This is a genomic window from Verrucomicrobium sp., assembly GCA_028283855.1.
Taxonomy (GTDB): Bacteria; Verrucomicrobiota; Verrucomicrobiia; order Methylacidiphilales; family GAS474; genus GAS474.
This window is the reverse complement of sequence record JAPWJX010000003.1, coordinates 252735-276859: the sequence shown is the minus strand read 5'-3', so window position 1 is coordinate 276859 and position 24125 is coordinate 252735. Positions and strand designations below refer to the sequence as shown.

Here is a 24125-nt window from a genome sequence, read left to right as displayed (position 1 = left end):
CCATTTATCTCCGCTGCGCCAGCAGCGCGCGGATCTTGCCGCGGAAGGGGCCTTTCGCCGCGCCGCCGCCCCGGTTGCTTTGCCAGACGGATCGGGATTTCGCCCCGATCTCCTGCATCGAGCGGCCGCTGAGCGCGGAGGCGGCGTCGGCCTTCGCGCCGATCGCGCGCGCGGCGGCGCCGCTTTTGAGGAGGAGCCAGGCGGGCTTTTCCCCCTCCCGCCGCATGCGGACCAGAGACCACTCTCCCCGCAGTTTCTTTCCCGCGAGGGCGAAGCGGAGCTTCCCCTGCCGCAATCCGCCGTCCAAGAGCCGCCAGGTGCCGATGTCCCACACCATCACCGTGCCGCCGCCGTATTGGCCCCGGGGGATCGTCCCCTCGAAGCGGGCGTAGTCCATGGGGTGGTCCTCCACCTCCATCGCCAGGCGCTGGACGCCCTTTTGCGTCGGGGGCCCTTTCGGCACCGCCCACGATTTGAGGACGCCGTCCATCTCCAGCCGGAAATCGTAGTGGAGGTGGGAGGCCGCGTGTTTCTGGATGACGAAGAGCGGGTCCTTCCCGCGCGGGCTCGGCGCGCCGCTTTCCGGCTCCTCCGTCCGGGCGAAGTCCCGCTTCTTCCGGTAGGCCTTCAGCGCGGGCTTCTTTCGCTTCGGGGCCGGGGCCTCCTCGGCCGGCGCGGCCAGCTTCTTCTCCCAGCCGCGCGGCAGCTTCTGTTTGAGCGTGAGGACGGGGGCGAAGAGGTCGCCCAGCTTCGACACCCGCTTCAGCGCGGCATCGGCCTCGAAGAAGAGCGGGGCCTTTTTCCCCGTCCGCGCGCAGGTCTCCAGCTCCTTCCACGTCACGGGCAGGGAGACGTAGGGGCGGTCCTTCGCGCGGAGGGAATAGACGGAGACCGTCGTCTTGTGGGCCGAGTTCTGGCTCCAGTCGACCAGCACCTTCCCCTTGCGCAGGTCCTTCCGCATGTTGGAGACGACCTTTTCCGGCGTCTCCCGCACCAGCGCCTCGGCCAGCGCGCGGGCGAAGGGCGCGGTCGTTTCATACGCCGCCGGCGTGTTGAGCGGGATGGAAACCTGGATGCCCTTTGACCCGGAGACTTTGGCGAAGCACTCCAGTCCCAGGGCGGCGCAGCGGGCGCGCAGCCGCAGGGCCACGGCGGCGCAGTCGACCAGGTCGGCGGGCGCGCCCGGGTCGAGGTCGAAGACGACCTGCGTGGGCCGTTCCACGTCGCGGCAGGTGGCCAGGAAGGTGTGCAGCTCCAAGTCGCCGAGATTCGCGGCCCAGAGGAGGGTGGGCAGGTTGTTGGCCAGGCAGTAATGGACCTCTCCCGCCTTCTTGCGGCGCTTCACCGCGCAGGTGCCGACCCAGGAGGGGCGGGGGGAGGGGCACTCCTTTTCGTAGAAGAAGGGGGCGGCCACGCCGTTCGGATACCGCTTGAGCGTCAGGGGCCGGTTGCGGAGATGGGGCAGGAGAACCGGCGCGATGCGGACGTAATAGTCGAGGACCTGGCCCTTCGTGAATCCGGTTTCGGGGTAGAAGATCTTGCCGAGGTTGGAGACCGGCACATTCCGGTTGTCGACGCGCAGGATGCTTTGGCGGCGCGGCTCCTTCATGGGCCAATGTAGCGCAGAAGCGGCGCGGCGGCCACTTTTTGCCCTCGTTTTGGGGCAAAGGAGGTGGCAGGGTGAGTGGCATTCCCGCCAGGGGCAGGTGGCAGAGTGGTTGAATGCGGCGGTCTTGAAAACCGCTTTGGCCGCAAGGCCAACGGGGGTTCGAATCCCTCCCTGCCCGCAGGGAAAGCCAAAAAGCGCGGGGCGCGCAATCTTTCTCTAGAGCAGGGCCAATTCGGCTTGCTGGGATTGGACTGTCTTCCGCAATTCCTCCAGCTCCTCCTCGAACCCTCCGCAGAGGATCGGGAAACGGCACCAGGTTTTGGGGTCGAGGTTTTCGTCGTCGAGGTGGAGCGACGGGGCGTAGCGCTCCCGCTTCCATTGGTTTCGGCACCAAAGGCGGAAGAATCGATCCACCCAGGCCGCCGTTTCCCCGGCGGAACGGGCCGGAAACTCCCGCCGGAGGCGGTGGTAGCATTCCACGGGAGCCAGCTTGTCCCGGATCGCGGCCTTTTCGATCGAGTCGAGCACCGGGTAGGGCATCAGGTCGTCCTCGTCGGCTTGGCTGTCTTCGGCGGGGCGCAGCTCGGCGGCGGGTGGCTGCCGGTTGACGGCCGCCAGCGCGGGCAGGGGGCCGATTCCGCGCGGGCCTTCCGTTTCCACCCACCGCAGCCATTGCCGCAGGAACGCCTTGTCGATGCCGGCGATGGGGCTCAAGCCGCCGCTAGTGTCGCCGTCCACCGTGGCGTGGCCCACCGCCGCCTCCGAGCGGTTGCTGGAGGAAAGAAGGATCGCCCGCCGCAGGTCCGCGACTAGCCAGATGCCCGGGGAGCGGACGCGGGATTGGATTTTTTGCAGCGCGGGTCCGTCGTCCTCCCAGGACAGGGATTGTCCCAGGCCCGCCGAGACGAGGCGCGTGTAGGAGTCGACCAGCGGGGCGATGTCCAGCTCGAGATGCGTCGCCCCTGCCTCCCCGGCGATCGCCTGGGCCGCGGCCCGCGTCTCTTCCGAGCTGTGCTCCGTTGCCTGATAGGCGGTGGCCAGCAGCAGGCGCGTCAGGCTCCGGGCGTTGGAGGCCCCGGCAATTCCCGGGATGTAGGCGAGTTTTTCCCGCAGCCCGTCGAGGCCGATGTCGAGGATCGCCAGGTCGACCATCTGCCGCACGAGGCAGACGATGGCCGAGGAGTCGCCGCCGCCGCTCAGGGAGACGACGAATCCGTTCAGCCGGCTCTTGCGCAGGTAGTCGAAGAGGCCCAGGGCCACGGCCCGGGTAAACTCTTCCTCCTTGAGCCGGGGCGAGTCCTCCCAGGCCTCCGCCTTGAACGGGGACGTCGCGGGGGAGGAGGGAGGCGCGGGCCAGGCGAAGCCGATCCGCACCGCATCATCCTCCCCGGGCTCGATGTGGGGCCGGTAGCTGGCGGTGCGGGCTTGGCTCATCCGCGTCGCGTCGATGTCGAGGGTCGCCGTGGTGACGACGACGTCCCGGTAGGAAAGGCGCGGCCCCCGGGCCACCAGGCTGCCGCCGCTGGCGATGAGGCTGCCGCCGTCGTAGATCGCCCGGCCCGACTCGTTGCCCGTCAGGTTGGAATAGACATAGCTGGCGTTGAACGCCCGGCTGCCCTCCAGGACGAACCGCTCGCGGATGCGCAGTTTGCCGAAGGCGAAGTGGCTCGCGCTCGGGTTAAGGATCAGGTCGATGCCGCGCAGGGCCAGCCGGGCCCCGGGCCGGGCCGCCACCCAGGCGTCCTCGCAGATTTCAAAACCGATGCGGACGCCGCCGATTTCGAAGAGGAGATCCCCCAGGGGAACCTCATGCCCGGCAAGGGAGACGCCCTTGCGCACCCCTTCCGGCCACGGCTTGAACCACCGGGGCTCGTAGTGGATGCCGTCGCCGGCCAGGAAGCGCTTGGCGACGAGGCCCGCGGGGATGCCGTCAACGACCAGGCAGACCGTATTGAACAAGGCCCCTTTGTAAAGCAGGGGAAGGCCCAGGCTGACGACAAGGCCTTTCGTGTCGGGCAGCAGCTCCTCCAGGAGGCGGAGCGCCGCTTCGTGGGTGCCGCGCGCGTGGAAGGCGTCCTCGCAGCCGTAGCCGGTGAGGGAGAGCTCCGGCAGGCAGACCACGGAGGCGCCCGCCTGCCGCGCCTCGCGCAGGGCTTGGCGGATGCGGTTCCGGTTTCCGCTCCAATCGAGAGGCGTTTGGTTGAGGGAGACGGCGGCGACGGTGATTGGCTTCATGGCGTGGAATGGCGACGAAGAGCGGGCGACGGAGGCTGTCCGCGCCTGGGAAGAGAGGGGAGGTGTGGGTGGGAAAAAAGGCGGCGGCGGAGCGGCCGCCGCCCGCGCCTTGCCTTAGAGAGTCCGCGCCGCGGAAAGGCCGCCGGGAAGGGCGGTTTCCTTCGGAATGCGTTCTCCGGAAAACCCGTCGTGGAGCGCCGCCAGCCGTTCGGGACGGGATTTCACGCCCTTCCCGTTCGTGTGCCAGCCTTCGTTGTCCGGGAGGTCGTGATGGACGACTTCGGCGGGCTTGGGCTGCGGATGGGCTTCCCGCCAGGCTTCCTGGGCGGCCCGCAGGGCGACCCAGTTTTCCTTTTTTAGGGATTCGGGATAAAGGAGGTAGGCGGGCGGGCGCGTCCGGGGCACGGGAGCCGCGGCGGTCGCGGGAGCCGGGGCGGAATTGTGCGCCGCGGCCGGGGAGGAGCCGGTTTCCAGGGAAACCCCGGCCTTTTTAAAGGCCTCGGTCCCTCCGTCGAGGCTGTACACCCTCTTCAAGCCCGCCCGTTCCAGGATGTTCGCCGCCTGTTCCGAGCGGCTCCCGCTTTGGCAGACGAAGTGGATGGGCTGGTCGCCGAAGCGGGCGCGGATCGATTCGGCGCGCACTTCCTTGAGGGGGACGTTCACGGCTTCCGGCACGTGGCCGGAGGCGTATTCGCCCGGGGTGCGGACATCGATGAGGACGCCTTTTTCCTGTGCGGAGGCGTTTTGAAAATCTTGGACGGTGAGGAAGGTGGCCATAAGAAGAAGGGTTTTTGGTTCGGTTGAAAAGGTGGGATGGAGGGGGGCGCGCCGTCAGCGGTTTATTCCGCCTAGACAAAGGTCTTGCCTGGGCTGGGCCGTGGCCTGGATCGCGCCCAAAAGGCCGGAACGCGAGGCCGCTTCCTGGGTTTCCCGGGCGTGGGCCCGTTCCCCCGCCTGCTTCACCCCGGCGACGATGCCGGAAACCAGCGGCAGGTTTTTCTCATCCCCGGCAAAGTGCGTGGCGACGGCGTTCTCGACGCCTTTCCAGGCTCCTTGCCACCTCGGCAGGAGCCGTCCGCTGTAGCTGTGGAACTGCGTCAGGCTCGAGGCGACGTTTTCCGCCGCCGTCCGGGCCGTTTTTTGCAGGCTCTTCAGGTCCCCCAGGACGCGGACGGGAAGGTCGCCCTTGAGCAAGCCGCCCAGGCGGACGGCCTGGATCAAGGCGGCGGCGAGAACCGCTTCATGGTCGCGCTCGCTCCCCGCCAGCTGGCCGGCATGGGCCAGCGCCGAAAGCCCGCCGCAGGCCCGGAGCGACTCGCTGAGGTCCCGGATGCCCTGCGTCCCGTATGTGTGGGATTTTGGCAGGGTGGCGTATTGGTTGAGGGCGACGGAAGCCATAATGGGGGTTAGCCTATTCCAATATTCTATTAAGTCAATAGAGTATATATTCTTATGTTTTGGGTAGGGGTTCCGCGTGCGTGGTTTCCCTTCGAGAGCGATTGATTTTTCGAGCCGGAGGGATAAGAAACGCGGATGCCCTTGCTGATTCCCCCGAGCGCCAAGCTTCTCATGATCGGCGATTCCATCACCGACGCGGGCCGGGAGAAGCCGGTGGCGGAGGGGCTTTTCGATCCTCTGGGGCGCGGCTACGTGACGATGGTGGAGGCGGTCTTGGGCGCTTTCCGGCCCCGGAACCAAATTCGAATCGTCAACATGGGGACGAGCGGCGACACGGTGCGCGACCTGAAGGCGCGCTGGAAGACCGATGTCCTGGACCTCAAGCCGACGTGGCTCTCTGTGATGATCGGGATCAACGATGTCTGGCGGCAGTTCGATTCGCCGAAGCGGGCGGAGATCCAGGTGCTGCCCGCGGAGTATGAGAAGACGCTCGACGCGCTTTTGCGGAAGACGAAGCCGCTCCTGGACGGGCTGGTGTTGATGACGCCCTTTTACCTGGAGCCCAGTCTTAAAGACCCGATGCGGCGGCGCATGGACGAATATGGCGCGATCGTGAAGAAGCTGGCTGCCCGGCACGGGGCGGTTTTCGTCGACACGCAGGCAGCCTTTGACCGCGCCTTGGAAGGGGGGCATTCCGCCGCGCTGGCGTGGGACCGGGTCCACCCGAACCAGGCGGGCCACATGATTTTGGCCCGGGCCTTCCTGGAGGCGGTGGGGTTCGACTGGACCTAGCCGGTCCGCTTTTTCGCCGTCCGGCGGCGTGCCCGGAGCGCGGCGGGGGCGGTGGCGGCCAGTTGGAAGAGATGGTCAAGCTTCCGGTAGAGGGGGCTCTTTGCCAGGGTGGCGGCTTCTTTCGCGCGCGCGGCGTCGGTCCGGGGCGTGGGAGAGAGGGGGCGCATGGCGATTAGGCGAGGACGGGTGTCCGGCGCTTGGCTTTTGCGGCGGTCTTGGCCTTCGCCGCGGGTTTGGCGCGGCGGGCGGCGGCTCCCCGGACGCTTTCGGTGAACTGGCCCAGCAGGCCGTGCTTCTGGTGCGCGGCGATGAGGTCGTCGCACATGGCCCAGATCTTGTCCAGGGGGAGGACGGCGGAGGTGTGGGGATCGAGCATGACGGCGTGGTAGATGTGTTCCCGCTTCTTGGTGAGGGCGGCCTCCACGGTCAGCTCCTGGACGTTGATGTTCGTCTGGCAGATGGCGGCGAGCTGCGGCGGCAGCGGGCCGACGTGGGTGGGCTGGATGCCCTGGGCGTCGACCAAGCAGGGGACCTCGACGCAGGCGCCCGCCGGGAGGTTGTCGATGAGGCCGCGGTTGGGAACGTTGCCGTAGATGACGCGGGGGGTGTTCGTCTCGCAGGAGTGGATGATGTAGGAGCCGTATTCGAAGGTCTGGGGCTGGATGGGGATGCCCTTGTCGTCGCCCAGCAGTTCCTTTTCCGTCTGTTTCCAGCTGCTGATGGCCCACTGGCAGCGGCGGAGGTATTCGTCGATGGGGATGTCGAAGGAGTCGATGACCTTCTTGCCGTGGTGGATGAAGTAGGGGGTGTATTCGCTCTGGTGCTCGCTCGACTCGGTGACGAAGTAGCCGAGGCGGCGCATCATTTCGAAGCGGACCTTTTCCTTGTCGAAGCCGCGCTTGTTCAGCAGGGCGAAGAGGTCCGGGTAGAGGTCGCGGCCCTTGTGCTCGAATTTGAGGAAGAAGGCCATGTGGTTGATGCCGGCCACCAGGTAGGTGGTTTCCTCCCAGGGCACGCCCAGGAATTTGGAGAGGTCCTGGGAGGTGTGCTGGACGGAGTGGCAGAGGCCGACGTGGGGGATGCCCACCGCGCGGTCGACGGCGCGGCAGTTCATGGCCATGGGGTTGGTGTAGTTGAGCAGGATGCAGCCCGGCGCGCCGACTTCCTTGATGTCCTGGGCGAGGCGGTTGATGACCGGGATGGTGCGCAGGGCGCGGAAGACGCCGCCCACGCCCAGGGTGTCCCCGATGGTCTGGAGGAGGCCGTATTTGCGCGGGATTTCGAAGTCGAGGACGGTGCCCGGCTTGTAGCCGCCCACCTGCACGGTGCAGATGACGTAGCGGGCGCCGCGGACGGCCTCCCGCTGGCTTAAGGTGGCGACGACCTTCGCCTTCACCTTGAGCGTGGCGATCATCCGCTTGGTCATCAGCTCCGCGATTTTCAGCCGCTGGGGGTCGATGTCCATGAGGCAGAGGGTGGAGTCGGCCAGCTCGGGGAACTGGAGGATGTCTCCGATCAGGTTCTTGGAGAAAATGACCGATCCCGCCCCGATGAGGGTGATTTTCGCGCTCATGGTCCGATGATGAGCGCGCGGGGAGCGCGGGCCCATTCATTAATTGTGATATATTTATCCGTTTTGTGATATGATGCCGGGGTGACCAACGAAGAGAACTTTCTCATCTCCTCCTTTGGAGAGTCGAAAGAAATTCAAAAATCGCCCCGCTACCAGTGGGACAACCGGCGGCGTGAAAATGATTCATTTGTGATTTTTCAATACACGCATTCGGGGGAGGGGAGGATGGCCTTCGGCGGCCGGGAATACGCCGTTCCCCGCGGGCACGCCTTCATCGCCCTGGTGCCGGAGGCCAGCCGCTACGGCTACCCCGCCTCCGGGCGCGAGCCGTGGGTCTTTTCCTGGCTGAATTTCTACGGCGGGCTGGCCCTGCGGCTTTGGGGCGCGCTGCGGGAGCAGAGCGGGCCGGTGGTGGCCTTGGCCCCCGCCACGGTGCGGGAAATGGAGGCGCTGATCGCCAAGGGCCGCCGCCGCGGCTGGAGCCATCCTTATGAGGCGAGCGTGGCGGCCTACCGGTTTCACCTGGAGGTGGTGCGCCGGCTGCGGGCGCCGGAGCCCGCGCAGCCGCTGGCCCGGGCGGCCGCCTACCTGCGCGCCCACTACCAGGAGCCGCTGCGGGTGAAGGAGCTGGCCGCCCTGGCGCAGATGAGCCGGGAACATTTCAGCCGGCTCTTTTTCAAGCAGATGGGGGAAAGCCCCGCCGCGTTCCTGCGGGGCCTGCGGATGGAGGCGGCGGCGCGGCTCCTGCGCTCGACGCGGCTGCCGGTGGCGGAGGTGGCTTTCCAGTGCGGCTTTTCTTCGGCGACGAAGCTGGGCCTCTTTTTCCGCCGCCGCTACGGCAGCACGCCTATGGCGTACCGGCGGGCGGCGCAGCGGCCTCCGGAGCCTTCTCCGCGGCCGGGGCGGGGGCGGCCGCAGGCGCGGAAGCGGGGGCGCTGAGGGGCAGGAAACGGAGGGTGAAGGAGCCTTTCTCCGGGTTGTCCTTGAAGAGGTAGGAGAAGGTCAGGGAGAAGGCGTTCCAGCCGGGCCGGAAATCGTTGAAGCCGAAACTTTCCGACGGGGCCTCGATCCGCACGCCGCCGCCCGCGGGGCTGACGAGGAGGAAGGGCGAGGCCTGGTTTTCCAGCACGTGGCGGTTGCCCGGGGTGGCGGGGAAGGGCTTGAGCGCGTCGGCGCCGCCGAAGCCGTATTGGCCGCCGGTGGAAAAGGCCCCGGGGAGGACCATGGAGAACCAGAGGGACTTGAATCCGGCGGGGATGCCGGAGTAGGTGCAGAGGATGGAGTGGTCGGCCTCGATCTTGTAGGTGAACTTCGCGCCGTTGGAGTAGGGGACGGTGGCGGTGGTGTCGTCGCACTCCAGCTTGCCCAGGCTGGGCCGGATCCAGTCACCCTGGCCGGAGGGAATGAGCTGCGGCATTTCCAGCGTCAGATTGCCCAGGTTGGGCACGTTGACGTGCAGGCCCACGGCGATGTGGTCGGTCTGTCCGGGGCTGGTGGTGGCGGCGGAGAAGGTGATCTCGTCCGCGTGCAGCAGGGCGGGAACGGCCAGGAGGAGGGTGAGCAGAAGGGAGCGCATGAGAATACGCTAAGGAATCATGTATTGCAATGGCACCCCCTTTTCAGCGTGACAGTCAAGCCCGGGCGGGCTCTCTCTTATTTAGGGGTGGCCAAAGCGGCGGCGGTGCGCGCCCGCAGCGTCTTGCCGTCCCGCCAGCAGCCGTCGAGCTGGACGATCTTGGGCTGGTGCGGGACGCCGAATTCGTTGCTCTGCAGCTGGGTGATGACGAGGTCGACGGCCGCCGCCGCGACGAGGCGCGGCAGCTGGTCGATGCCCGCGATGCCCGCATCCTGCGCGGCGGGGAGGTCCAGGCACGCGTAGCCGATGTCGTCCGGCACGGCATGCCCGCAGGCTTGGAGGAGGTGGAGCGGCTGGAGCTGGTTGCTCACCACCACGTCCGGCCGGTGGTGGCGGACCCATTCCCTGAACGCCTTTTCTTCCCAGGTCGGAAGGAAAAGGGGCGGGATCCGCTGGGCCGCGGGCAGGGAGTGGTGATGGACGTAATAGAATGCTTCCCAGGCGTGGCCGACCAGGCGCTCGTGCTCCTGCAGATTCGCCAAGCCGATGCGCTGGTAGCCCATTTCCTTGAGGCGCTGGAGCATCATCTTCATCCCGTTGCCGTGGGAGTGGGTGGTGCGGTGGAGGTGGGGCTCGATGATCGTCTCGCTGATCGCCGCGGCGGCGAAGTGGGGCCACTCCAGCGCGATGTGCTGGTGGGGGCGCGGGAGCGGGGCGATGATCACGCCGCGGATGCCGCGCGTGTAGAGGATCTTGCTAAGGCGCCTGCCGGTGAGGCCCGGCTCCTGGCTCCAAATGTGCTCCACGTCGTAGCCCAGGCGGGCGGCGGCGATCTGGGCCCCCTCGTGGAAGGCGGCGTCGTTCGGCGAGGCGCGCCAGGCGTCCCGCTCGTTCCAGGAGGTGAGGTAGACCAGCTTTTCCTGTGTGCGGCGCCGGCGGGCGATCCGCAGCTGCGTCATCAGCGTGGCGACGAGGGGGTCGATTTGGTAGCCCTCCTGCTGCGCCAGCTTTTGGATGCGCTCCCGCGTGGCGGCGGGAATGCTGGGGTGATTGCGCAGGCTCAGCGACACCGTCGTGCGGGAGACGCCGGCCAGAAGGGCGAGCTGGCGGATGGTGGGCGTGGGGCGCATGGGGCTTCTCTGCGTGGCGAGGATAGGGCCTCCCGCGGCGGTTTAAAGAAAATCTCCGCATTGAAACGGACGGCGGAAAAAGTTAAGGAGCAGCGCATGAGTCGGGGCTTTCATCATTTGCGCCTGGAGGATTGGGCCCGCCTGCGGGTGGAGCTGGCCTGGATTTACGAGGGGCCCGTCGAGAACGCCTACCTGGAGGAAACTTCCCCCCACTTCGGCCAGTCGATCTTCCTCATCCGGCAGGGGGGGGTGAAGATCGTCACCGACGAAGGGAGCGCCCAGGCCGGGCCGGGCGATTGGGTGCTGCCGCGCCAGGGCGCCCGCCGCCAGAAGTTCCTGGCGGACACCCGGCTGCTTTCCGTCCACCTGCACCTCCACTGGCCCGGCGGCAAGCCGCTCTTCGACTGGCCCGTGGCGCTCGTCTTTCCCTCCGCCCGCTTTCCCCGCTTTGAGGTGAAGACGCGCCGCCTGGAGCGCTTCGTCCAAAAGGAGTTTCCCGGCGCGGGCCACGACCTGCGGGAAAAGACCGCCTCCCTCCAGACCGACTGCCGCCTGCGGAACTACTTCAGCGCCTGGCTCGAGGCCTTTACGGGCATTCTGGAGGAACTCCATTTGGAGCCGTCCCACATGGAATCGATCGACGCGCGCGCCCTGGCCGTCGCCGAATACCTCGACCATATTTCCTTCTCGGAACCGTGCCGGGAGGAGATCCTGGGCGCGCGGGTGGGCCTGAGCGTCAGCCAGCTCAACCGCCTGTTTCTCCGCCACTTCGGCCTGACGCCGCGCCGTTATTTTGAAAGGCGCCGGCTGGAAAACGCGCTCGTCCAAGTGCGCCGGAGCCGCCCCTTGAAGGAAATCGCTTACGACCTGGGTTTCAAATCGTTGCCGCACTTTTCGTACTGGTTTCGTCAAAAGACCGGGCATTCCCCCAGCAGCGTCCGTACTAAGCCGAAATGACCAAAACTCGACATAAATTGATGAAATAACATAAGCGTCGGGGGTGGTGTCGGTGCGCTTGTTGATTAAATTAGTGCAATGAAAACGCGGTGCCGTTCCTTAGGACTCCTCACGCTGGGAGCCGTGGCCACTTTCCTCGCGCTGGCGCTCCCCGCCCACGCCGTGCTGCTGGAATACTGGGATTTCAACAATGAGATGGCCGTTTTCGGCAGTGGGTACGTGGGCAAGTTCACGACCAATGGCGCGACGGCGGTGACCTCCGGCAGCAATAACGGGGAAATTTTCAATCCCACCACCCGCACCCTTTCCAGCAATTCCACGATGGGCGCGGTCTTCACCAACGGCTTGCTCGACCTTTCCGGCGTGAATGGCAGCGGCAGCGGCGGCAGCGGCGTCAACGGCGGCGCGACGGCCAGCCCGCCGGTCTGGGGCGCTTACAGCGATTCGACGGTCAACCGCCTGGCGGGAGACACGACGACCGGCGGTTCTTTCATCATGCTCAATTCCGGGGTCATGAGCAACGCGCTGACCTTTACCCTGAGCAGCACCGGCTACACGAGCCTGACGTTCTCCTCCGCGATCCGCTTCAGCACCAGCACGACGACGGCTCTGGCGACCATCACCTGGGCCTACAGCACGGACGGCACGACGTGGGTGACCTTGACGCCCAGCAGCGGCACGCCCGGCATCAACAGCGCGTTCGGCACGGTGACCCTGACCCTGCCGACGGCCGTCGACAACCTCGCGACGTTTTATATCAAGGAAACCTACGACTTCACCTCGACCAGCGGCAGCGTCGCCATCGACAACGTCCAGCTCAACGGCACCGCCATCGCCGTGCCGGAGCCTTCCTCCGTCGCCCTCGTCATCGCGGGCGGGACGGTGCTGATCTGGCGTCTGCGCCGCCGCTCCGTCTTCCTGTCCTAAAAGAAGACCCGGGCGCGTTCCGGCGCGCGCCCCTTTGCCACTTCATGATTAAGCTCCCCCTCCGCCTGGCCGTGCTGGCCCTGGCTTTTGTTGGAACGGCCCTGGCCCAGGATGCTCCCGCGCCCGCCGCGGACACGGCGGCGGCGGCCCCCTCGGGGGAGGCGCTGCTGCCCATCAACGACAATACCGCCGCGCCGTACTTCTGCGTCTACCGCTGGGGGCAGGGCGGCGTCGTCAAGGGACTCTATGACGCCTACGGCCCGTGGCTGAACCGCAAGGTCATGTGGGCGGAAGATTTCATGCCGATCGAATCCTGGTCGAAGATCGAGGGCGAGGAATGGCAGCTCGGCACCTGGAAGGGCTGGATCCTTAAGGGGCCGCCGGGCCGCCGCCTGGTCTTGAGCGTGCCGCTTCTGCCCGGTCCGTGGAACCTGACCGGCCCCAAGACGGGCGACGACGCGGGCAACCCCGTCTCCCTGGCCGAAGGGGCCAAGGGCGCCTACAACATCCATTTCCAGCGCCTGGCGGAGAACCTCGTCAAGGCGGGGCTGGGCAACACCGTCCTGCGCCTCGGCTGGGAATTCAACGGCGGCTGGTATAACTACCGCGCCCAGAAGGAAGAGTCCGCCGTCGCCTACGCGGCCTACTTCAAGCAGATCGTCACCACCATGCGGGCGGTGCCCGGCACGGAGAACCTCAAGTTCTGCTGGAATCCCGCCATGGAGCCCTGGTGGCCCTACTCCCCGGAGAAGGCCTATCCCGGCGACGACGTGGTCGACCTGATCGGCGTCGACGTCTACGACCAGTCCTGGCAGCCGAACACCTATCCCCTGCCGGAGAACGGCGACGAGGCGGCGATCGCCGCCCGCCACGAAAACACGTGGAAGACGGTGACCAGCTCCAAGGAAAAGATGGGCCTGGCCTACTGGGTCGACTTCTCCCAGCGCCACCATAAGCCGCTGACCATCCCGGAGTGGGGCGTCTGCCTGCGCAAGGACAAGCACGGCGGCCTGGACAACCCCTACTACATCGAGCAGATGTACCGCTTCATCCAGAACCCGGCGAACAACGTCTACTTCGCCTGCTACTTCGACGTCGGCGCGCCGGACGGCGACCACCAGCTCTGCCCGAACCCGAACAACAACCGCCAGACGCAGTTCCCCAAGGCGGCGGCGAAGTACAAGGAACTCTTCACGTTGTCCGACGCGACCGCCCCGGCGCCCTCCGCCCCGGCCCCGGAGGCTGCCTCCGCGCCCGTATCGGAAGCGACTCCGGCGCCTTCCGCCCCTTGATGCCGGGGGCGCGCTAAGGCGCGAGGATTTGCAGGCTTGAGATAGCGGCGCTCGGGAGGCGGGATGGATCGAGCCCGGGTGAGGGCGAGGCGCCGTCGATATCCAGCGTCCAGTCCTCGACGCCGCGGATTTCGCGGAGCGGGCCATTCTGTTGGCCCAGGCCGGTCATGATGCGGACCGGTTTCCCCACTAGCGAGGCGTCGACCGAGATGGGGGGAACGAAGGCGAGGGCGATCCAGGAATCGGGGGCGGCCACGCCGCCGTCCGCGATCCGGACCGACGCGTCGGCGGTGAAGGGGGGGTAAGTATAGACCTGGCTGGAATAGAATTGCACAACCCAGCCCAGGCCGTCCGCCGAGGCGGCGGTATGTTCGGGAATCGGGCGGCCGGCGGGCCAATGGGCCGCCACATAAGCCCGGGCGATCTCGACGGCTCTCTCCAGCGTGACCGGCTTTGCATCATCGGCCACCCCGGGGGCCAAGGCCTGGACGGCGCTCCCGTCGTCGAACTCCCCGGCCAAAGCGCCGACGTAGCCGTCGCCGTCCGGCGCGGGATTGAGGTAGAAGCGGTAACGCTTCCCCTTTTCCAAGAAAATCTCCCGGGGGCCGTTCATGATCATGCGGGCTTTCTCCATATCGGTCGCGTTGTAGCGGACGGCGATGGCGGCGGCTGGCTGGCCTTGGAAAGCGGCCAGGATTTTGACTTGGGCGCGGAACGCCTGCTGCGGGACAGGCGTGTTGGAAAGGAGTCTTTTCGGCGGGGCCGGGCCGTCGGGGGAGACATTGAGAACCAGGCCGTTGGCGACGACGGCGCTGCGCGCGGCCAGTTCGTCGATGGTCCACATTTTCACCGGACGGGCGGCGGCGATCGCCGCCCCCAGCAGGAAAGCCGCGGCGATGGGGAGGAGGTATCGCCGCGGCATGGATCGGCTGTTGGGTTAGATCCCCGCGCCGTGGGTGCGGATGACGTCCCGGTACCAGTGGGCCGATTCTTTCAGCGTCCGCTTCTGGGTCTGGTAGTTGACGTGGACGAGGCCGAAGCGGTCCTTGTAGCCCTCCGCCCACTCGAAGTTGTCGAAGGCCGACCAGTAGAAGTAGCCGCCCAGGGGCAGCCCTTCCGCCGCCGCCCGCTTGAGGCCGCGCAGGTAGCGCTGCATGTAGTCGATCCGCTGCGGATCGGAAACCTTCCCGTCCAGGCCGACCCAGTCGAGGTTGCAAAGGCCGTTCTCCGTGATGACCATGGGGATCTTCCGCGCGCCGCTGTAGCGTTCCAGCTGGAAGCGGGTCTTCCAGTAGAGGGATTCCTGGTTCACCTGGAGCCAGTCCAGGCTGCCCATGGCGCTGCCTTCCACGAAGGGGATCTCGCTGGAGGTGCCGTCCTCGTTCACCCGGACGTAGCTGCCGCTGTAGCAGTTGCTGCCCAGGAAATCGACCGGCTGGGCGATGGTCTTCAGGTCGTCGCTGTCGAGGCCCGGCCACGCCGCGCCGTAGACTTCGGCGACGCCGTCCGGCTCGCGGCCCAGGTAGAGCGGGTCGGTCCAGGCGACCTGGCCCCAGTAGGCCCCGGGGATGAGGGAGAAGTAGTTCTTCCGCGCCGCCTCGATGTTTTCCGGCGTCTCCTTTTCCGGGATGCGGGCGTTGCCCTGGAGGGCCAGGCCGACCTGGACCGGGCGCAGGATGTTGGTGCGGACGGCCTGCACGCCCAGGCCGTGGGCCAGGAGGATGTTTTTGTAGGCGACGCCCAGCTTGGGCAGCGTGTAGCGCTCCCCGGGGGCGTGGGTGGCGTGGGCGTAGCCCAGGTTGAGGAAGCACTGGGGCTCGTTGAGCGTCATCCAGTGGCTGACGCGGTCGCCCAGCTTGCGGGCGACGAAGCCGGCGTAGTCGGCGAACCAGCGGGGGCTCTCGGGATTGGTCCAGGCGCCTTTCCGGTCCAGGGCCAGCGGGTAGTCCCAGTGGAAGAGGGTGACCCACGGCTCGATGCCCGCTTCCAGCAGGCCGTCGATGAGGCGGCTGTAGAAGTCGAGGCCCTTCTGGTTCACCGCGCCGGTGCCGTCCGGGAAGATGCGGGTCCAGCTGACGGAGAGGCGGTAGGCCTGGAGGCCGATCTGCTTCATCAGGCCGATGTCCTCCTGCCAGCGGTGGTAGTGGTCGCAGGCCACGTCGCCGGTGTGCTTGTGGTAGGTCTTTCCCTGGTGGCAGAACTCGTCCCAGACGGAGGGGCCCCGGCCGTCTTCGTTCCAGGCGCCTTCGATCTGGTAGGCGGCGGCGGCGGCGCCCCATTTGAAGGTGGAGGGGAAGGGAGAGGTCGTGCTCATGCGGAGGAGGTCAGGGTATCAGGGTTGAGGTTGGGGGGAAAGAGTTGGGGTCAGGGGAGAAGGGTGGCGTGGCCCCAGTGGGTGCGGTCGCCGGGGTTCTTGTCGGTGCCGCTCCACATCAGCTGGGCGCGGCGGTCGTTGCCGTCGGCGCTGTCGTCGATGCCGACGTCGAAGAGGATCTCCAAGCCGGTCCGGGGGGTCGCGCCCAGGTCCTTCCACGGGATGGCGATTTCCACGGAGTAGCCGTCCGCCGCGGGGAGTACGGCGCCCTGCGCGGGCCCGTCCGACTTGCCGGTGGCGCTTTCCAGGATGACGGGCGCGCCCGGCTGCTTGGCGCCGACGACGTAGTGGCGGTCGGTGAAGCGGAGGGGACCGCCGTGATCGGGCTCCTCTGTGCCGACGAAGACCTCGACCGCGTCGCCCATCCAGAACCAGCGGGCGGTGTGGCGGTTCTGCAGCGGCGTCGGGTCGGTGACGTGGACCAGGACGTAGAGGTTCGCGTCGTCCCAGCACGCCTTGTAGGTGGCGGAAAGGCCGGAGGCGTCGGCGCCGACGACGAGGCGGCCGCTCTCGATCCGCTCCGGCGGGACGCCGGGCCAATGAGCGCCGGAGCCGTCCAGGGCGATGGGGCCGGTGGCGCGCGGGATGGAGGTGGTCCGCTGCGCCGCCAGGACGGAGGTGAAGCGGGGCAGGTCGAGGACGAAGGGCTTTTCCTTCCCCAGCCAGACGTCGTAGATGCGGGCATGGGTTTGCGTGATTTCGTCCAGGGTTTCCTTCCACGGCCGGTCGGCGACGCTCAGGAGGCCGCAGTTGGCCCGCTCGCCGCCCTTGCCCTCGTACCAGCGGCCGTCGGCGGCTTCGTCGATCAGCTGGAACCACTCGATGCCGACGACGAATCCCAGGGCCGCGCTTTGCTCCACGTAGTTGCGGTAGGCCAGGCCGCGCTCCTTCTGGCTGGCGGCGGCGCGCCCGCCGGAGAGGCCGGAGTCGCCCTTGGAGGCCCAGTAGAATTCGCTGAGGATCATCGGCAGGCCGCCGGTCCACTCGTGGATGCGGCGGAGGAAGTCGGCGTCGAGGGCGTCGGTGTAGTAGTTGAACGACATCACGTCGAGGTGCCGCCCGGCGGCGCGGCAGAGGGCCTCGTCGTTGATCGTCCCGGGCTGGAGGCGGTTGCCGATGAGGAGGTGGCGGGAATCGTGGCGGCGGTAGACGGCGGCGACGGTGGCGAAGTAGCGCTCGTAGAACGCGGCGTTGAAGGCGCGCAGGTCGTCGACGGCGGCGCGGGTGGCGGGGAGCAGCTTGGCGTCGCCCAGCTCGTCGAAGGAGGAGAAGGCGGCGTTCCAGGCCGCGTTGAAGGCGGCGACGTCGGCGTATTTCTTCCGCAGCTCGGCGACGAGCTCCCGCTTGCAGGCGTGGTCGGCCTTCAGGCCGGGGACGACGCGCGGGATGTCCTCGTAGAGGGGTTCGTTGGCCAGGAACCAGCCGATGAGGAGCGGGTCGGCGGCGCGCTTGTCGACGACGCGGGCGAAGGCGCGGTCGATCTTTTCCTCGCACCCGGCCTCGAAGGGGTCCCAGGTGCCGACCATGCCGGGGAGCGTCGGCAGGCCCATGGAGGGGTCCAGGGGCAGATGGGAGACGTAGGGCATGCCCGCCTTCTGCACCGCCGGGGGCAGGGGAGAGAAGGCGCCGATCGAGTTGAAGCCCCACTGGCGGAGCCGCTCGATCATCCGGGTGGAGAAGGCGTCGGCGTCGTAGGGCGCGCCGTATTTGCGGATGGTGTTGGCCAGGTAGAAGGAAAAGACGCCGGCGGGGCCGCCGCCGCGGTAGGCGGTCTGGAAGGGGCCGTCCTGGGGCGGAAGCCAGGCGAAGTCGCCCGCGCGCCCCTCCGTCACGGTGTAGGTGTCCCCCGGCCCGACGCCGCAGACGCCGAGGTGGAAGAACGCGTTTCCGGCGGGATCGACGAGGAAGGAGCGCCCGTCCTTGTTTTCCACGTGGAAAAATCCGGTGGCTTCCAGGCCCAGCTCCTTGCCGCTGCCGGGCAGGCCGCCGAAGGCGTCGCGCGCGCGGGGGCGGAGGGAGTCATAATAGGCGGCGTCGGCGGCCACGTCGGCCCGCAGCGCCGCCTCGTCCTCCACCTTGCCCGGCCAGACGCCCTCCCGGGGCTGTCCGAAGCGGTCGAGGAGCGTGGCGTGGGCGAGGGAAGCGGCTAGACTGCTGGCAACGCAGAGAGAAACGAGCCGGGCCTTCACGATTCAACTATGTTGCAGTTTTTTCAATGTTTGGCAAAACGGGGTCATTTGACAGTCATATTATCTTCAATTGACTGTCAAATTATGAATCATTGGTTGTTACAGTAGAAACGAAGAAAGATAGTAAGAGATGAGACACGGTCGCCTCCGTCGCTGCCCTCGCCAAGGGTTTAGCCTTATCGAGGTGACTTTGGCATTGGGCATCGTCAGCTTTGCCATGGTGACGCTCCTGGGGCTGATCCCTGTGGGTCTCAAATCCTTTCAAAGCGCGATGCGCGTGACGGTGGAGTCCCAGATCGTGCAAGCCATCGTGACCGACATCAGCTTGCAGGACTACAGCAGCCTGGACGGCACCCAGTATTTTTTCGACGTGGACGGGATGCCGCTTTCCAGCACGAATTCGGCCCGGCCGCTGGCCGGCGCGCGGCCGGTCTACACGGCGTCCCTTTCCTTTCAAAACGGGCTGGAGGGCGTGGACTTAAACGAGAACTCCGCGCGCGTCGCCACCATCGACATCTCCAGCACCGTCAACCCCAAGCGGGTCAGCCACTACTCGGTCCTCGTTGCCAATAACGGGCGGTAGCGTTCCATGAGCCGCCCGCCGCGCCAGCCCCGGCCCGCCTTACCGCGGGCCTTCACTCTCCTGGAAATGCTGGTCGGCATGGCGATCCTCACCGTCATCCTGCTGGTCCTCCTGGCCATCATCAACACCACCGGGCGCGCCTGGACCAGCGCCGTGGCGCGCAGCGAGTCGTTCCAGAACGCGCGCGCGATCTTCGAGGTCCTCACCCGCCGCCTGGGCGCCGCCACCCTGAACACCTACTACCAGGTGAACTACGAGGGGGGGCAGCCCACCTCCTACCAGCGCGCCTCCGACCTGCGCTTCATCTCCGGCACCGCCTCCGTCACCGGGCTGCCCAGCCAGGTCGGCCACGCCGTCTTCTTCCAAGCCCCTCTGGGCTACACGACGAACACCGCCTACGCGCCGCTCGACAGCCTGCTCAACGTCTGCGGCTTCTACGTCGACTACTCCCGCAGCACCCTGCGGCCCGCCTTCCTCGACATGTTGCTGGGGGCCAATTCCAATCCCTACCGCTTCCGCCTTCACCAGGTCCTCCAGCCGACCGACGCGATGATGGTCTATAAAAACGGCGCCAGCAGCACGAGCTGGATCAACGACGCCGTCTCCAACTCCGCGCGGGACTTCGCCGTCAACATCGTCACCCTGGTCCTGGTGCCGGAAAACCCCTCCCTCACCAATCCGCTGCCCTCCGGCTACGACTACGACTCCCACGACGCCGCCAACCCCAGCTACTACAACCAGCTGCCGCCCGTGCTGGAAGTCTTCATGGCCGCCATCGACGAGGTCTCCGCGCGGAAAGTCTGCGCCACGTCCGCCGCGCCGCACCTGGGCCAGGACACCCTCTTCAAGGACCCCGGCCAGCTGGAGGCGGACATCGCCTCCCTCGACTCCATCCTCAGCGCCGCGCCGGGCAACGCCGCCGGCAACCGCGTCCCGCTGACGCACCGTTTTTTCCGTGCTAAGATCATCATCCAAGGAGCCCCATGGAGCAGCAGCAACGGCAGCAGTTAACCCGATTCCGCCGCGCGGGCCGTGGCCGCCGGGGCGCCGCGCTCCTCCTCGTCCTGGCCAGCCTGGTCATCTCCGCCTCGCTGATCCTCGCCTTCCTGGCCGGCGGCGCCTCGGAGGTGAAAAACTCCGCCGTCTACGCGGAGGGGAGCCACGTCTCCCTCCTGGCCGACACGGCGGTCAACCTCGTCGAGGCGGAGATCTTCGACGCCACCCAGGGCCGCGCCGGCGGCGCCGGGGCCGACGTGGCCTGGGCCTCCCAGCCCGGCATGATCCGGACCTACGACACCCAGGGCAACCTGGTGAAGTTCTACAAGCTCTACTCCGCCCCCGACATGGTCGGCAACGGGCCGCCGATGACCAGCGTCAGCGCCGACCTGGTCACGAACTGGTACCAGGACACCGCCTACTACACCGACTTGAACGAGCCGGCCACCATAGGCGGCGTGCGCCACTACCCCATCCTCGACGGTGACCTGGTCGCCGGCGCGGGCGGCAACTACGTCTTCCCCAGCGGCGGCTCCAATCTGGCGCCGGAAGGCTTCGCCGTCACCAACCCGCCGGTCAAGCCCGCCTCCGGCTCCGACACGCCCAGCCAGGCGCCCTTTCCCGTCCAGTGGCTCTACGTTCTGCAGGACGGCACGGTCGCCCCGCCGGAGGCGGGCAGCGGCACGGCCGCCACCGTGGCCGGGGCCACGACGGCCAACCCGATCGTCGGCCGCATCGCCTTCTGGGCCGACGACGAGACGGGCAAGGTCAACCTGAACACGGCGGGAGAAGGCGTCTTCACCGACACGCCCCGGGTGGCCTCCACATACGATGTGTCCCTGGCGACAAAGCCGCCCGTGCAGAACGAGTTTCAGCGCTACCCGGGCCATCCGGCGACCACCAGCCTCAGCGCGGTGTTCGGATCCCTGCTGCCGGTGCCCACGCAGTTGGGAACGAACATCACCTCCGGCAATCAGACCCTATACACTCCTTACTACAATCTGACGCCGAATCTGGTATCGGGCGGCTCCCAGTCGGGGACGGTGACCGCAACCGCTGCGCTGACGCCCCGGACCGACCGTCTTTATGCGTCGTCCGACGAACTGCTCTTCCAGCCGAACCGCACCGTACAGCCCTCCTTCAATCCAACGGCCGTGGAGCAGGCCCGGTTCTTCGTCACCGCGAACAGCCGTTCGCCGGACGTGAATCTCTTCAACCAGCCACGCGTCTGCATCTGGCCGGAGAACGTCGCCTCTTCCAAGCGAACCACCCTGGATCAGCTCATCGCCTTCTGTTCCACCATCAACAAGATTCCCTACTACTTCCAACGCAGCGATTGGACCTCCCAGAACGAGCTGAATCTGGGCAACAACCAGAACTTAAAAAGCTATCTACGCGCCCTCTGCGCGAAGTCGATTCCGGGATTCGGCGGCAGCTTCGGCGCCAAATACAACACCCCTACCGGCAAGGGTGGCGGTACGGAGCTGGATCAGATCCTAGTGGAAATTTTCGATTACATTCGCTGCACGAATATTTATGATTCTTCCACCGGTGCCACGCCCTTCACGCCGAAGGCAGCCAATGCGAATAACACCACCACGCCGGGCGGGATGGTGTTGCCGACTTATGACACGCTGACCGACACCAAGGGATTTGGCCGTTTCCCCACCATCTCGAAGGTGGGCATCCTCTTCGTCCGGCATAAGGCAGCCGGGGCGGTGGGCACCACTGTTGCTACCGCCACCACGCCTGACTCAAGCCACATTCGTTTGCAAGCGGCTCTGGTATTCGAATTGTTCGACCCTTCGGAAGGCTACCCGGGCATTTATCCCAGCAATATTACGCTCAGCGTGCGCAATCCCACCATGAGCTGGCTCATCAATGACACGAGCCGCGTTATGTTCCGGGCGGGCACCCTCGGAACCAATGGGGGAAACACCCAGGTGATGCGGCATTGGGGGGGGACGTTGGGTTTCCGTCTTTTTCGGCCTTACACCGGAACCACGACGGCTCCGCATGCTTTCATCACGCAGTCGGACACCGCTCCCAACTTCGCCGATTTTCCCGATCCGGCTGTCACTAACAATCCGCAAACCTTTACCTTTAATGGGGGCGAGTGCGACGTGGACGTCATGTACAGCGGTACCGTGGTGCAGACCATTCACCTCGTGTTCCCGGCGGGCAACTTTGCGTTTCCCGCCATGGTGAGCCCGACCGCCATTGGAACGATGGACGCCAGGGATTTGACCTCCCGCTTTCAGGCGTGGGGGGGCTCCGATTATCGGAAGGACCCTTATTCCATCAGTCAGTATGATATCTTGCAAAGCATCCAAAGCGTCAGCGGGGATTATCGCCTCATCGCGGGCCGCCATCAAATCGACGCGACGGAAACGGCCCGGCAATACGGAAAGCATGCTTACTATGGAATGACGGCGGCACCGTCGGGGACAACCGTCCCGGCCGGTATGGCGCATAGCTTTGTCGAGCCGGACGGCAGCAACTATTATGGGGGTTCCGTTGGCTCGTTGGCCGCAGTGCCTTATGGGTATTGGATTAGCGGCAATTATGTCTTTGGCACGGCTGTGCCCCCTTGGCCGCCGAAAGGAAATCAGTGGTCCGCAAGCGCCATGACTGGAAGCTCAACGACCACGACCCCCGACGGCATCTGCGCCACGAATAATGGCGTGGTTTCCGGCAGCACCAATTCATGGAGTACGGGAAATCCTCCGGGCGATTGGGATAACGGCACCGCTAATGCAATGGATGGGGCCTATATCAACAAGGCTGACGAAGGAACTACCGGCAACCCCGCCTATTATGACAACTCCGCCGACTACACTGCGATCAAGTCGGTCTATTTCTCTCCCAGTCGTCAGATTCCCTCGGCAGTGATGTTCGGCTCGTTGCCGACAGGTGTCATTGCTAGCGCTAAAAGCGCCGTTTCCCAGCCCTGGCAGACCTTGCTCTTCCATCCGGATTCCACGCATAGGCACAAGGGGAACGGCACCCCCACGAGTGGGCTGCCTTTTACCACGCCGCCGGACTACCTTTTACTCGATCTCTTTACGATGCCCGTGGTGGAGCCCTACGCCATCAGTGAGCCCCTCTCTACCGCTGGCCGGATCAATATGAATTACCAAATTGTTCCGTTTACTTACATTAACCGGGATACGGGTGTCCGCGCCGTTCTGAAAAGTGAACGGATTCTGGCAATCGCCAACAGGTATGCCAATGCCCATGCCGTGAGTGCGGCGGCTTGCTATAAACAACTCAATCCGCAGGGCGCCAGCGGCTACAATAATTACCAGACGAGGGACTTCCGCTACGACCTGAACGTCGCGGAGACGATCAAGGGTTTCCAGGCCCGCTTTGCCAAGGACGACATCTTCCGTTCTCCGGCCGAGATCTGCTCCCTCGACCTCGTTCCGAACGACACGAGCGACTCCAATGCCCGCTATAGCGCCGACGGCAGCTCGATGCGCCAGTATTGGGAAAGCCACCTCCTGACAGGCGACAACAGCAAGGAGCGCCCCTACGCGGACATCTATCCTCGCCTGACCACCAAATCGAATTCCTTCACCATCCATTACCGCGTGCAGACGCTCAAGAAATTGGGCGGCGCGCCCAACCAATGGCGGGAGGGGATCGATCTGGTCACCGCGGAAGCGCGCGGCTCCCGCCTGATCGAGCGCTATATCGACCCGAACAATACCCAGATTCCCAATTATTCGACGGCCGGGGGCTCGCCTTCCTCGCCCCTGGGGCAGTATTACCGCTTCCGCGTCGTCTCCTCGAAACAGTTCCCGCCGTGAAGCCGCTCCTTCCTTCCGCTCCGCGCGGCTTCACCCTGGTGGAGCTTCTCATCGTCATGGCGATCATGACGATCCTGGTCGGCATCGGCGCCGCCTCCTTCCATTCGATTTCCTCCGCCTCCAGCCTCTCCTCCGCGCGGGAGGCGGCTTTGGCCGAGTTCACCCAGGCGCGGCAGCTGGCGCTGGCCCGGCGCCTGCCGGTGGAGGTGCGCCTTTATCAGCTGCCTTCCTACGAGGCCCACGACACGGGCTCCCCCACCGTTTTCCGGGCGATGCAGACCTTCCTCCTGGATCCCGATGCGGGGACGAACGCGGTGGACAAGGTGGTCTATTTCCCGAAGCCGGTGATCGTCAGCACGAACGCGGCCGCCTCTCCCCTCCTGCAGCAGCAGACGCAGACGGGCTCCTTTCTCCTGCCGGTGATCCGCGCCAATTACCGCTACATCCCGATCCTTTTCAACATCGACGGCCTGCCCGCCTCCCTGACCGCCACGAATTCCTTCTTCACGCTGGTGTTGGCCCACGCCGCGATCAAGGCGGGGAACCTGCCCGCCAACTTCGTCACCCTCCAGCTCGACCCGCTCACGGGCCGCATCTTCCATTACGCGCCATGAGCAAAATCTGTAAGCTTTTGAGTAAAACCGAACCGACCTTTTCCTCGCTCCGCCGGGGCAAAGGATTA

General features: G+C 66.1%; 20 protein-coding genes and 1 tRNA gene. 10 read left to right on the top strand and 11 right to left on the bottom strand.

Annotated elements, in window-relative coordinates; genetic code table 11:
- Positions 1-4: 4 nt before the first annotated feature.
- On the bottom strand, positions 5-1609 hold the full coding sequence (gene ligD, locus PW734_02720) for a non-homologous end-joining DNA ligase (GenBank protein MDE1170113.1): 1605 nt from the start codon (positions 1607-1609) through the stop codon (positions 5-7).
- Between the two features lie 91 nt (positions 1610-1700).
- Here ligD and PW734_02715 point away from each other — a divergent pair.
- Positions 1701-1787: transfer RNA gene (locus PW734_02715), tRNA-Ser, on the top strand.
- Positions 1788-1825: 38 nt separating this feature from the next.
- On the opposite strand, the gene PW734_02710 is transcribed toward PW734_02715, so the two are convergent.
- The 3 genes from PW734_02710 to PW734_02700 form a co-directional block, all read right to left on the bottom strand.
- Entirely contained in the window at positions 1826-3844 is a 2019-nt protein-coding gene (locus PW734_02710; GenBank protein ID MDE1170112.1) for an NAD+ synthetase, read from the bottom strand.
- Positions 3845-3958: 114 nt separating this feature from the next.
- Positions 3959-4621: a rhodanese-like domain-containing protein gene (locus PW734_02705; protein MDE1170111.1), complete on the bottom strand. Its 663-nt coding sequence runs from the start codon at positions 4619-4621 to the stop codon at positions 3959-3961.
- A gap of 54 nt (positions 4622-4675) precedes the next feature.
- Positions 4676-5242, bottom strand: coding sequence for a hypothetical protein (locus PW734_02700; GenBank protein ID MDE1170110.1), 567 nt, complete (start codon positions 5240-5242; stop codon positions 4676-4678).
- 135 nt (positions 5243-5377) lie between these two features.
- Between PW734_02700 and PW734_02695 the strand changes: the two genes are divergently transcribed.
- Positions 5378-6034, top strand: coding sequence for an SGNH/GDSL hydrolase family protein (locus tag PW734_02695; protein MDE1170109.1), 657 nt, complete (start codon positions 5378-5380; stop codon positions 6032-6034).
- Here the strand turns inward: PW734_02695 and PW734_02690 are convergent.
- Together PW734_02690 and PW734_02685 are read right to left on the bottom strand one after the other, a co-directional pair.
- Positions 6031-6201: a hypothetical protein gene (locus PW734_02690; GenBank protein MDE1170108.1), complete on the bottom strand. Its 171-nt coding sequence runs from the start codon at positions 6199-6201 to the stop codon at positions 6031-6033. The two genes, PW734_02695 and PW734_02690, sit on opposite strands and share 4 nt — an antisense overlap.
- Before the next feature lie 5 nt (positions 6202-6206).
- On the bottom strand, positions 6207-7607 hold the full coding sequence (locus PW734_02685) for an alpha-glucosidase/alpha-galactosidase (protein ID MDE1170107.1): 1401 nt from the start codon (positions 7605-7607) through the stop codon (positions 6207-6209).
- 81 nt (positions 7608-7688) lie between these two features.
- Between PW734_02685 and PW734_02680 the strand changes: the two genes are divergently transcribed.
- Complete coding sequence (locus PW734_02680) at positions 7689-8546, top strand: AraC family transcriptional regulator (GenBank protein MDE1170106.1); 858 nt, start codon at positions 7689-7691, stop codon at positions 8544-8546.
- On the opposite strand, the gene PW734_02675 is transcribed toward PW734_02680, so the two are convergent.
- Both PW734_02675 and PW734_02670 read right to left on the bottom strand, forming a co-directional pair.
- The gene (locus tag PW734_02675; protein MDE1170105.1) at positions 8455-9183 is read right to left on the bottom strand and encodes a hypothetical protein; all 729 of its coding nucleotides are present in this window, start codon (positions 9181-9183) and stop codon (positions 8455-8457) included. The two genes, PW734_02680 and PW734_02675, sit on opposite strands and share 92 nt — an antisense overlap.
- Before the next feature lie 77 nt (positions 9184-9260).
- Positions 9261-10313: a LacI family DNA-binding transcriptional regulator gene (locus PW734_02670; GenBank protein ID MDE1170104.1), complete on the bottom strand. Its 1053-nt coding sequence runs from the start codon at positions 10311-10313 to the stop codon at positions 9261-9263.
- A gap of 96 nt (positions 10314-10409) precedes the next feature.
- On the opposite strand from PW734_02670, the gene PW734_02665 reads away from it, so the two are divergent.
- The 3 genes from PW734_02665 (at position 10410) to PW734_02655 (ending at position 13489) form a co-directional block, all read left to right on the top strand.
- Positions 10410-11270, top strand: coding sequence for an AraC family transcriptional regulator (locus tag PW734_02665; GenBank protein ID MDE1170103.1), 861 nt, complete (start codon positions 10410-10412; stop codon positions 11268-11270).
- A 123-nt stretch (positions 11271-11393) separates the two neighbouring features.
- Positions 11394-12197: a PEP-CTERM sorting domain-containing protein gene (locus PW734_02660; protein MDE1170102.1), complete on the top strand. Its 804-nt coding sequence runs from the start codon at positions 11394-11396 to the stop codon at positions 12195-12197.
- A gap of 44 nt (positions 12198-12241) precedes the next feature.
- Entirely contained in the window at positions 12242-13489 is a 1248-nt protein-coding gene (locus PW734_02655) for a glycosyl hydrolase (protein MDE1170101.1), read from the top strand.
- Between the two features lie 13 nt (positions 13490-13502).
- Here PW734_02655 and PW734_02650 read toward each other — a convergent pair whose 3' ends face one another.
- Genes PW734_02650 through PW734_02640 form a run of 3 tightly spaced genes read right to left on the bottom strand, consistent with a single transcriptional unit; the run spans position 13503 to position 18052 of the window.
- A complete protein-coding gene (locus PW734_02650; GenBank protein MDE1170100.1) occupies positions 13503-14411 on the bottom strand; it encodes a hypothetical protein in 909 nt (302 codons plus the stop codon).
- 15 nt (positions 14412-14426) lie between these two features.
- Positions 14427-15803 carry a GH1 family beta-glucosidase gene (locus PW734_02645; GenBank protein ID MDE1170099.1) on the bottom strand — a complete coding sequence of 459 codons (1377 nt, stop codon included), beginning with the start codon at positions 15801-15803 and terminating at the stop codon, positions 14427-14429.
- 50 nt (positions 15804-15853) lie between these two features.
- Positions 15854-18052: a sugar-binding protein gene (locus tag PW734_02640; protein ID MDE1170098.1), complete on the bottom strand. Its 2199-nt coding sequence runs from the start codon at positions 18050-18052 to the stop codon at positions 15854-15856.
- A gap of 130 nt (positions 18053-18182) precedes the next feature.
- Here PW734_02640 and vccB point away from each other — a divergent pair, with 130 nt between their 5' ends.
- The 4 genes from vccB to vccD are packed head-to-tail and all read left to right on the top strand — an operon-like array spanning position 18183 to position 24057.
- Entirely contained in the window at positions 18183-18635 is a 453-nt protein-coding gene (gene vccB, locus PW734_02635) for a Verru_Chthon cassette protein B (protein ID MDE1170097.1), read from the top strand.
- A gap of 6 nt (positions 18636-18641) precedes the next feature.
- Positions 18642-19646 (top strand): prepilin-type N-terminal cleavage/methylation domain-containing protein, encoded by a 1005-nt coding sequence (locus PW734_02630; protein ID MDE1170096.1) that lies wholly within the window; start codon positions 18642-18644, stop codon positions 19644-19646.
- Positions 19619-23443, top strand: a complete 3825-nt coding sequence (vccA, locus tag PW734_02625; GenBank protein MDE1170095.1) for a Verru_Chthon cassette protein A — start codon at positions 19619-19621, stop codon at positions 23441-23443. Before PW734_02630 ends, vccA begins: the two co-directional genes overlap by 28 nt.
- Positions 23440-24057 (top strand): Verru_Chthon cassette protein D, encoded by a 618-nt coding sequence (vccD, locus tag PW734_02620; GenBank protein MDE1170094.1) that lies wholly within the window; start codon positions 23440-23442, stop codon positions 24055-24057. The genes vccA and vccD overlap by 4 nt, the downstream gene beginning before the upstream one ends.
- Positions 24058-24125: the final 68 nt, after the last annotated feature.

What these genes read in the sequence shown, in the direction of transcription:
- PW734_02650 (MDE1170100.1), bottom strand. Translation starts at nt 14,411, where the DNA reads ATGCCGCGGCGATACCTCCTCCCCATCGCCGCGGCTTTCCTGCTGGGG.
- PW734_02685 (MDE1170107.1), bottom strand. Translation starts at nt 7,607, where the DNA reads ATGAGCGCGAAAATCACCCTCATCGGGGCGGGATCGGTCATTTTCTCC.
- PW734_02645 (MDE1170099.1), bottom strand. Translation starts at nt 15,803, where the DNA reads ATGAGCACGACCTCTCCCTTCCCCTCCACCTTCAAATGGGGCGCCGCC.
- PW734_02705 (MDE1170111.1), bottom strand. Translation starts at nt 4,621, where the DNA reads ATGGCCACCTTCCTCACCGTCCAAGATTTTCAAAACGCCTCCGCACAG.
- PW734_02700 (MDE1170110.1), bottom strand. Translation starts at nt 5,242, where the DNA reads ATGGCTTCCGTCGCCCTCAACCAATACGCCACCCTGCCAAAATCCCAC.
- ligD (MDE1170113.1), bottom strand. Translation starts at nt 1,609, where the DNA reads ATGAAGGAGCCGCGCCGCCAAAGCATCCTGCGCGTCGACAACCGGAAT.
- PW734_02675 (MDE1170105.1), bottom strand. Translation starts at nt 9,183, where the DNA reads ATGCGCTCCCTTCTGCTCACCCTCCTCCTGGCCGTTCCCGCCCTGCTG.
- PW734_02670 (MDE1170104.1), bottom strand. Translation starts at nt 10,313, where the DNA reads ATGCGCCCCACGCCCACCATCCGCCAGCTCGCCCTTCTGGCCGGCGTC.
- PW734_02695 (MDE1170109.1), top strand. Translation starts at nt 5,378, where the DNA reads ATGCCCTTGCTGATTCCCCCGAGCGCCAAGCTTCTCATGATCGGCGAT.
- PW734_02690 (MDE1170108.1), bottom strand. Translation starts at nt 6,201, where the DNA reads ATGCGCCCCCTCTCTCCCACGCCCCGGACCGACGCCGCGCGCGCGAAA.
- vccA (MDE1170095.1), top strand. Translation starts at nt 19,619, where the DNA reads ATGGAGCAGCAGCAACGGCAGCAGTTAACCCGATTCCGCCGCGCGGGC.
- PW734_02710 (MDE1170112.1), bottom strand. Translation starts at nt 3,844, where the DNA reads ATGAAGCCAATCACCGTCGCCGCCGTCTCCCTCAACCAAACGCCTCTC.
- PW734_02655 (MDE1170101.1), top strand. Translation starts at nt 12,242, where the DNA reads ATGATTAAGCTCCCCCTCCGCCTGGCCGTGCTGGCCCTGGCTTTTGTT.
- vccB (MDE1170097.1), top strand. Translation starts at nt 18,183, where the DNA reads ATGAGACACGGTCGCCTCCGTCGCTGCCCTCGCCAAGGGTTTAGCCTT.
- PW734_02630 (MDE1170096.1), top strand. Translation starts at nt 18,642, where the DNA reads ATGAGCCGCCCGCCGCGCCAGCCCCGGCCCGCCTTACCGCGGGCCTTC.
- PW734_02665 (MDE1170103.1), top strand. Translation starts at nt 10,410, where the DNA reads ATGAGTCGGGGCTTTCATCATTTGCGCCTGGAGGATTGGGCCCGCCTG.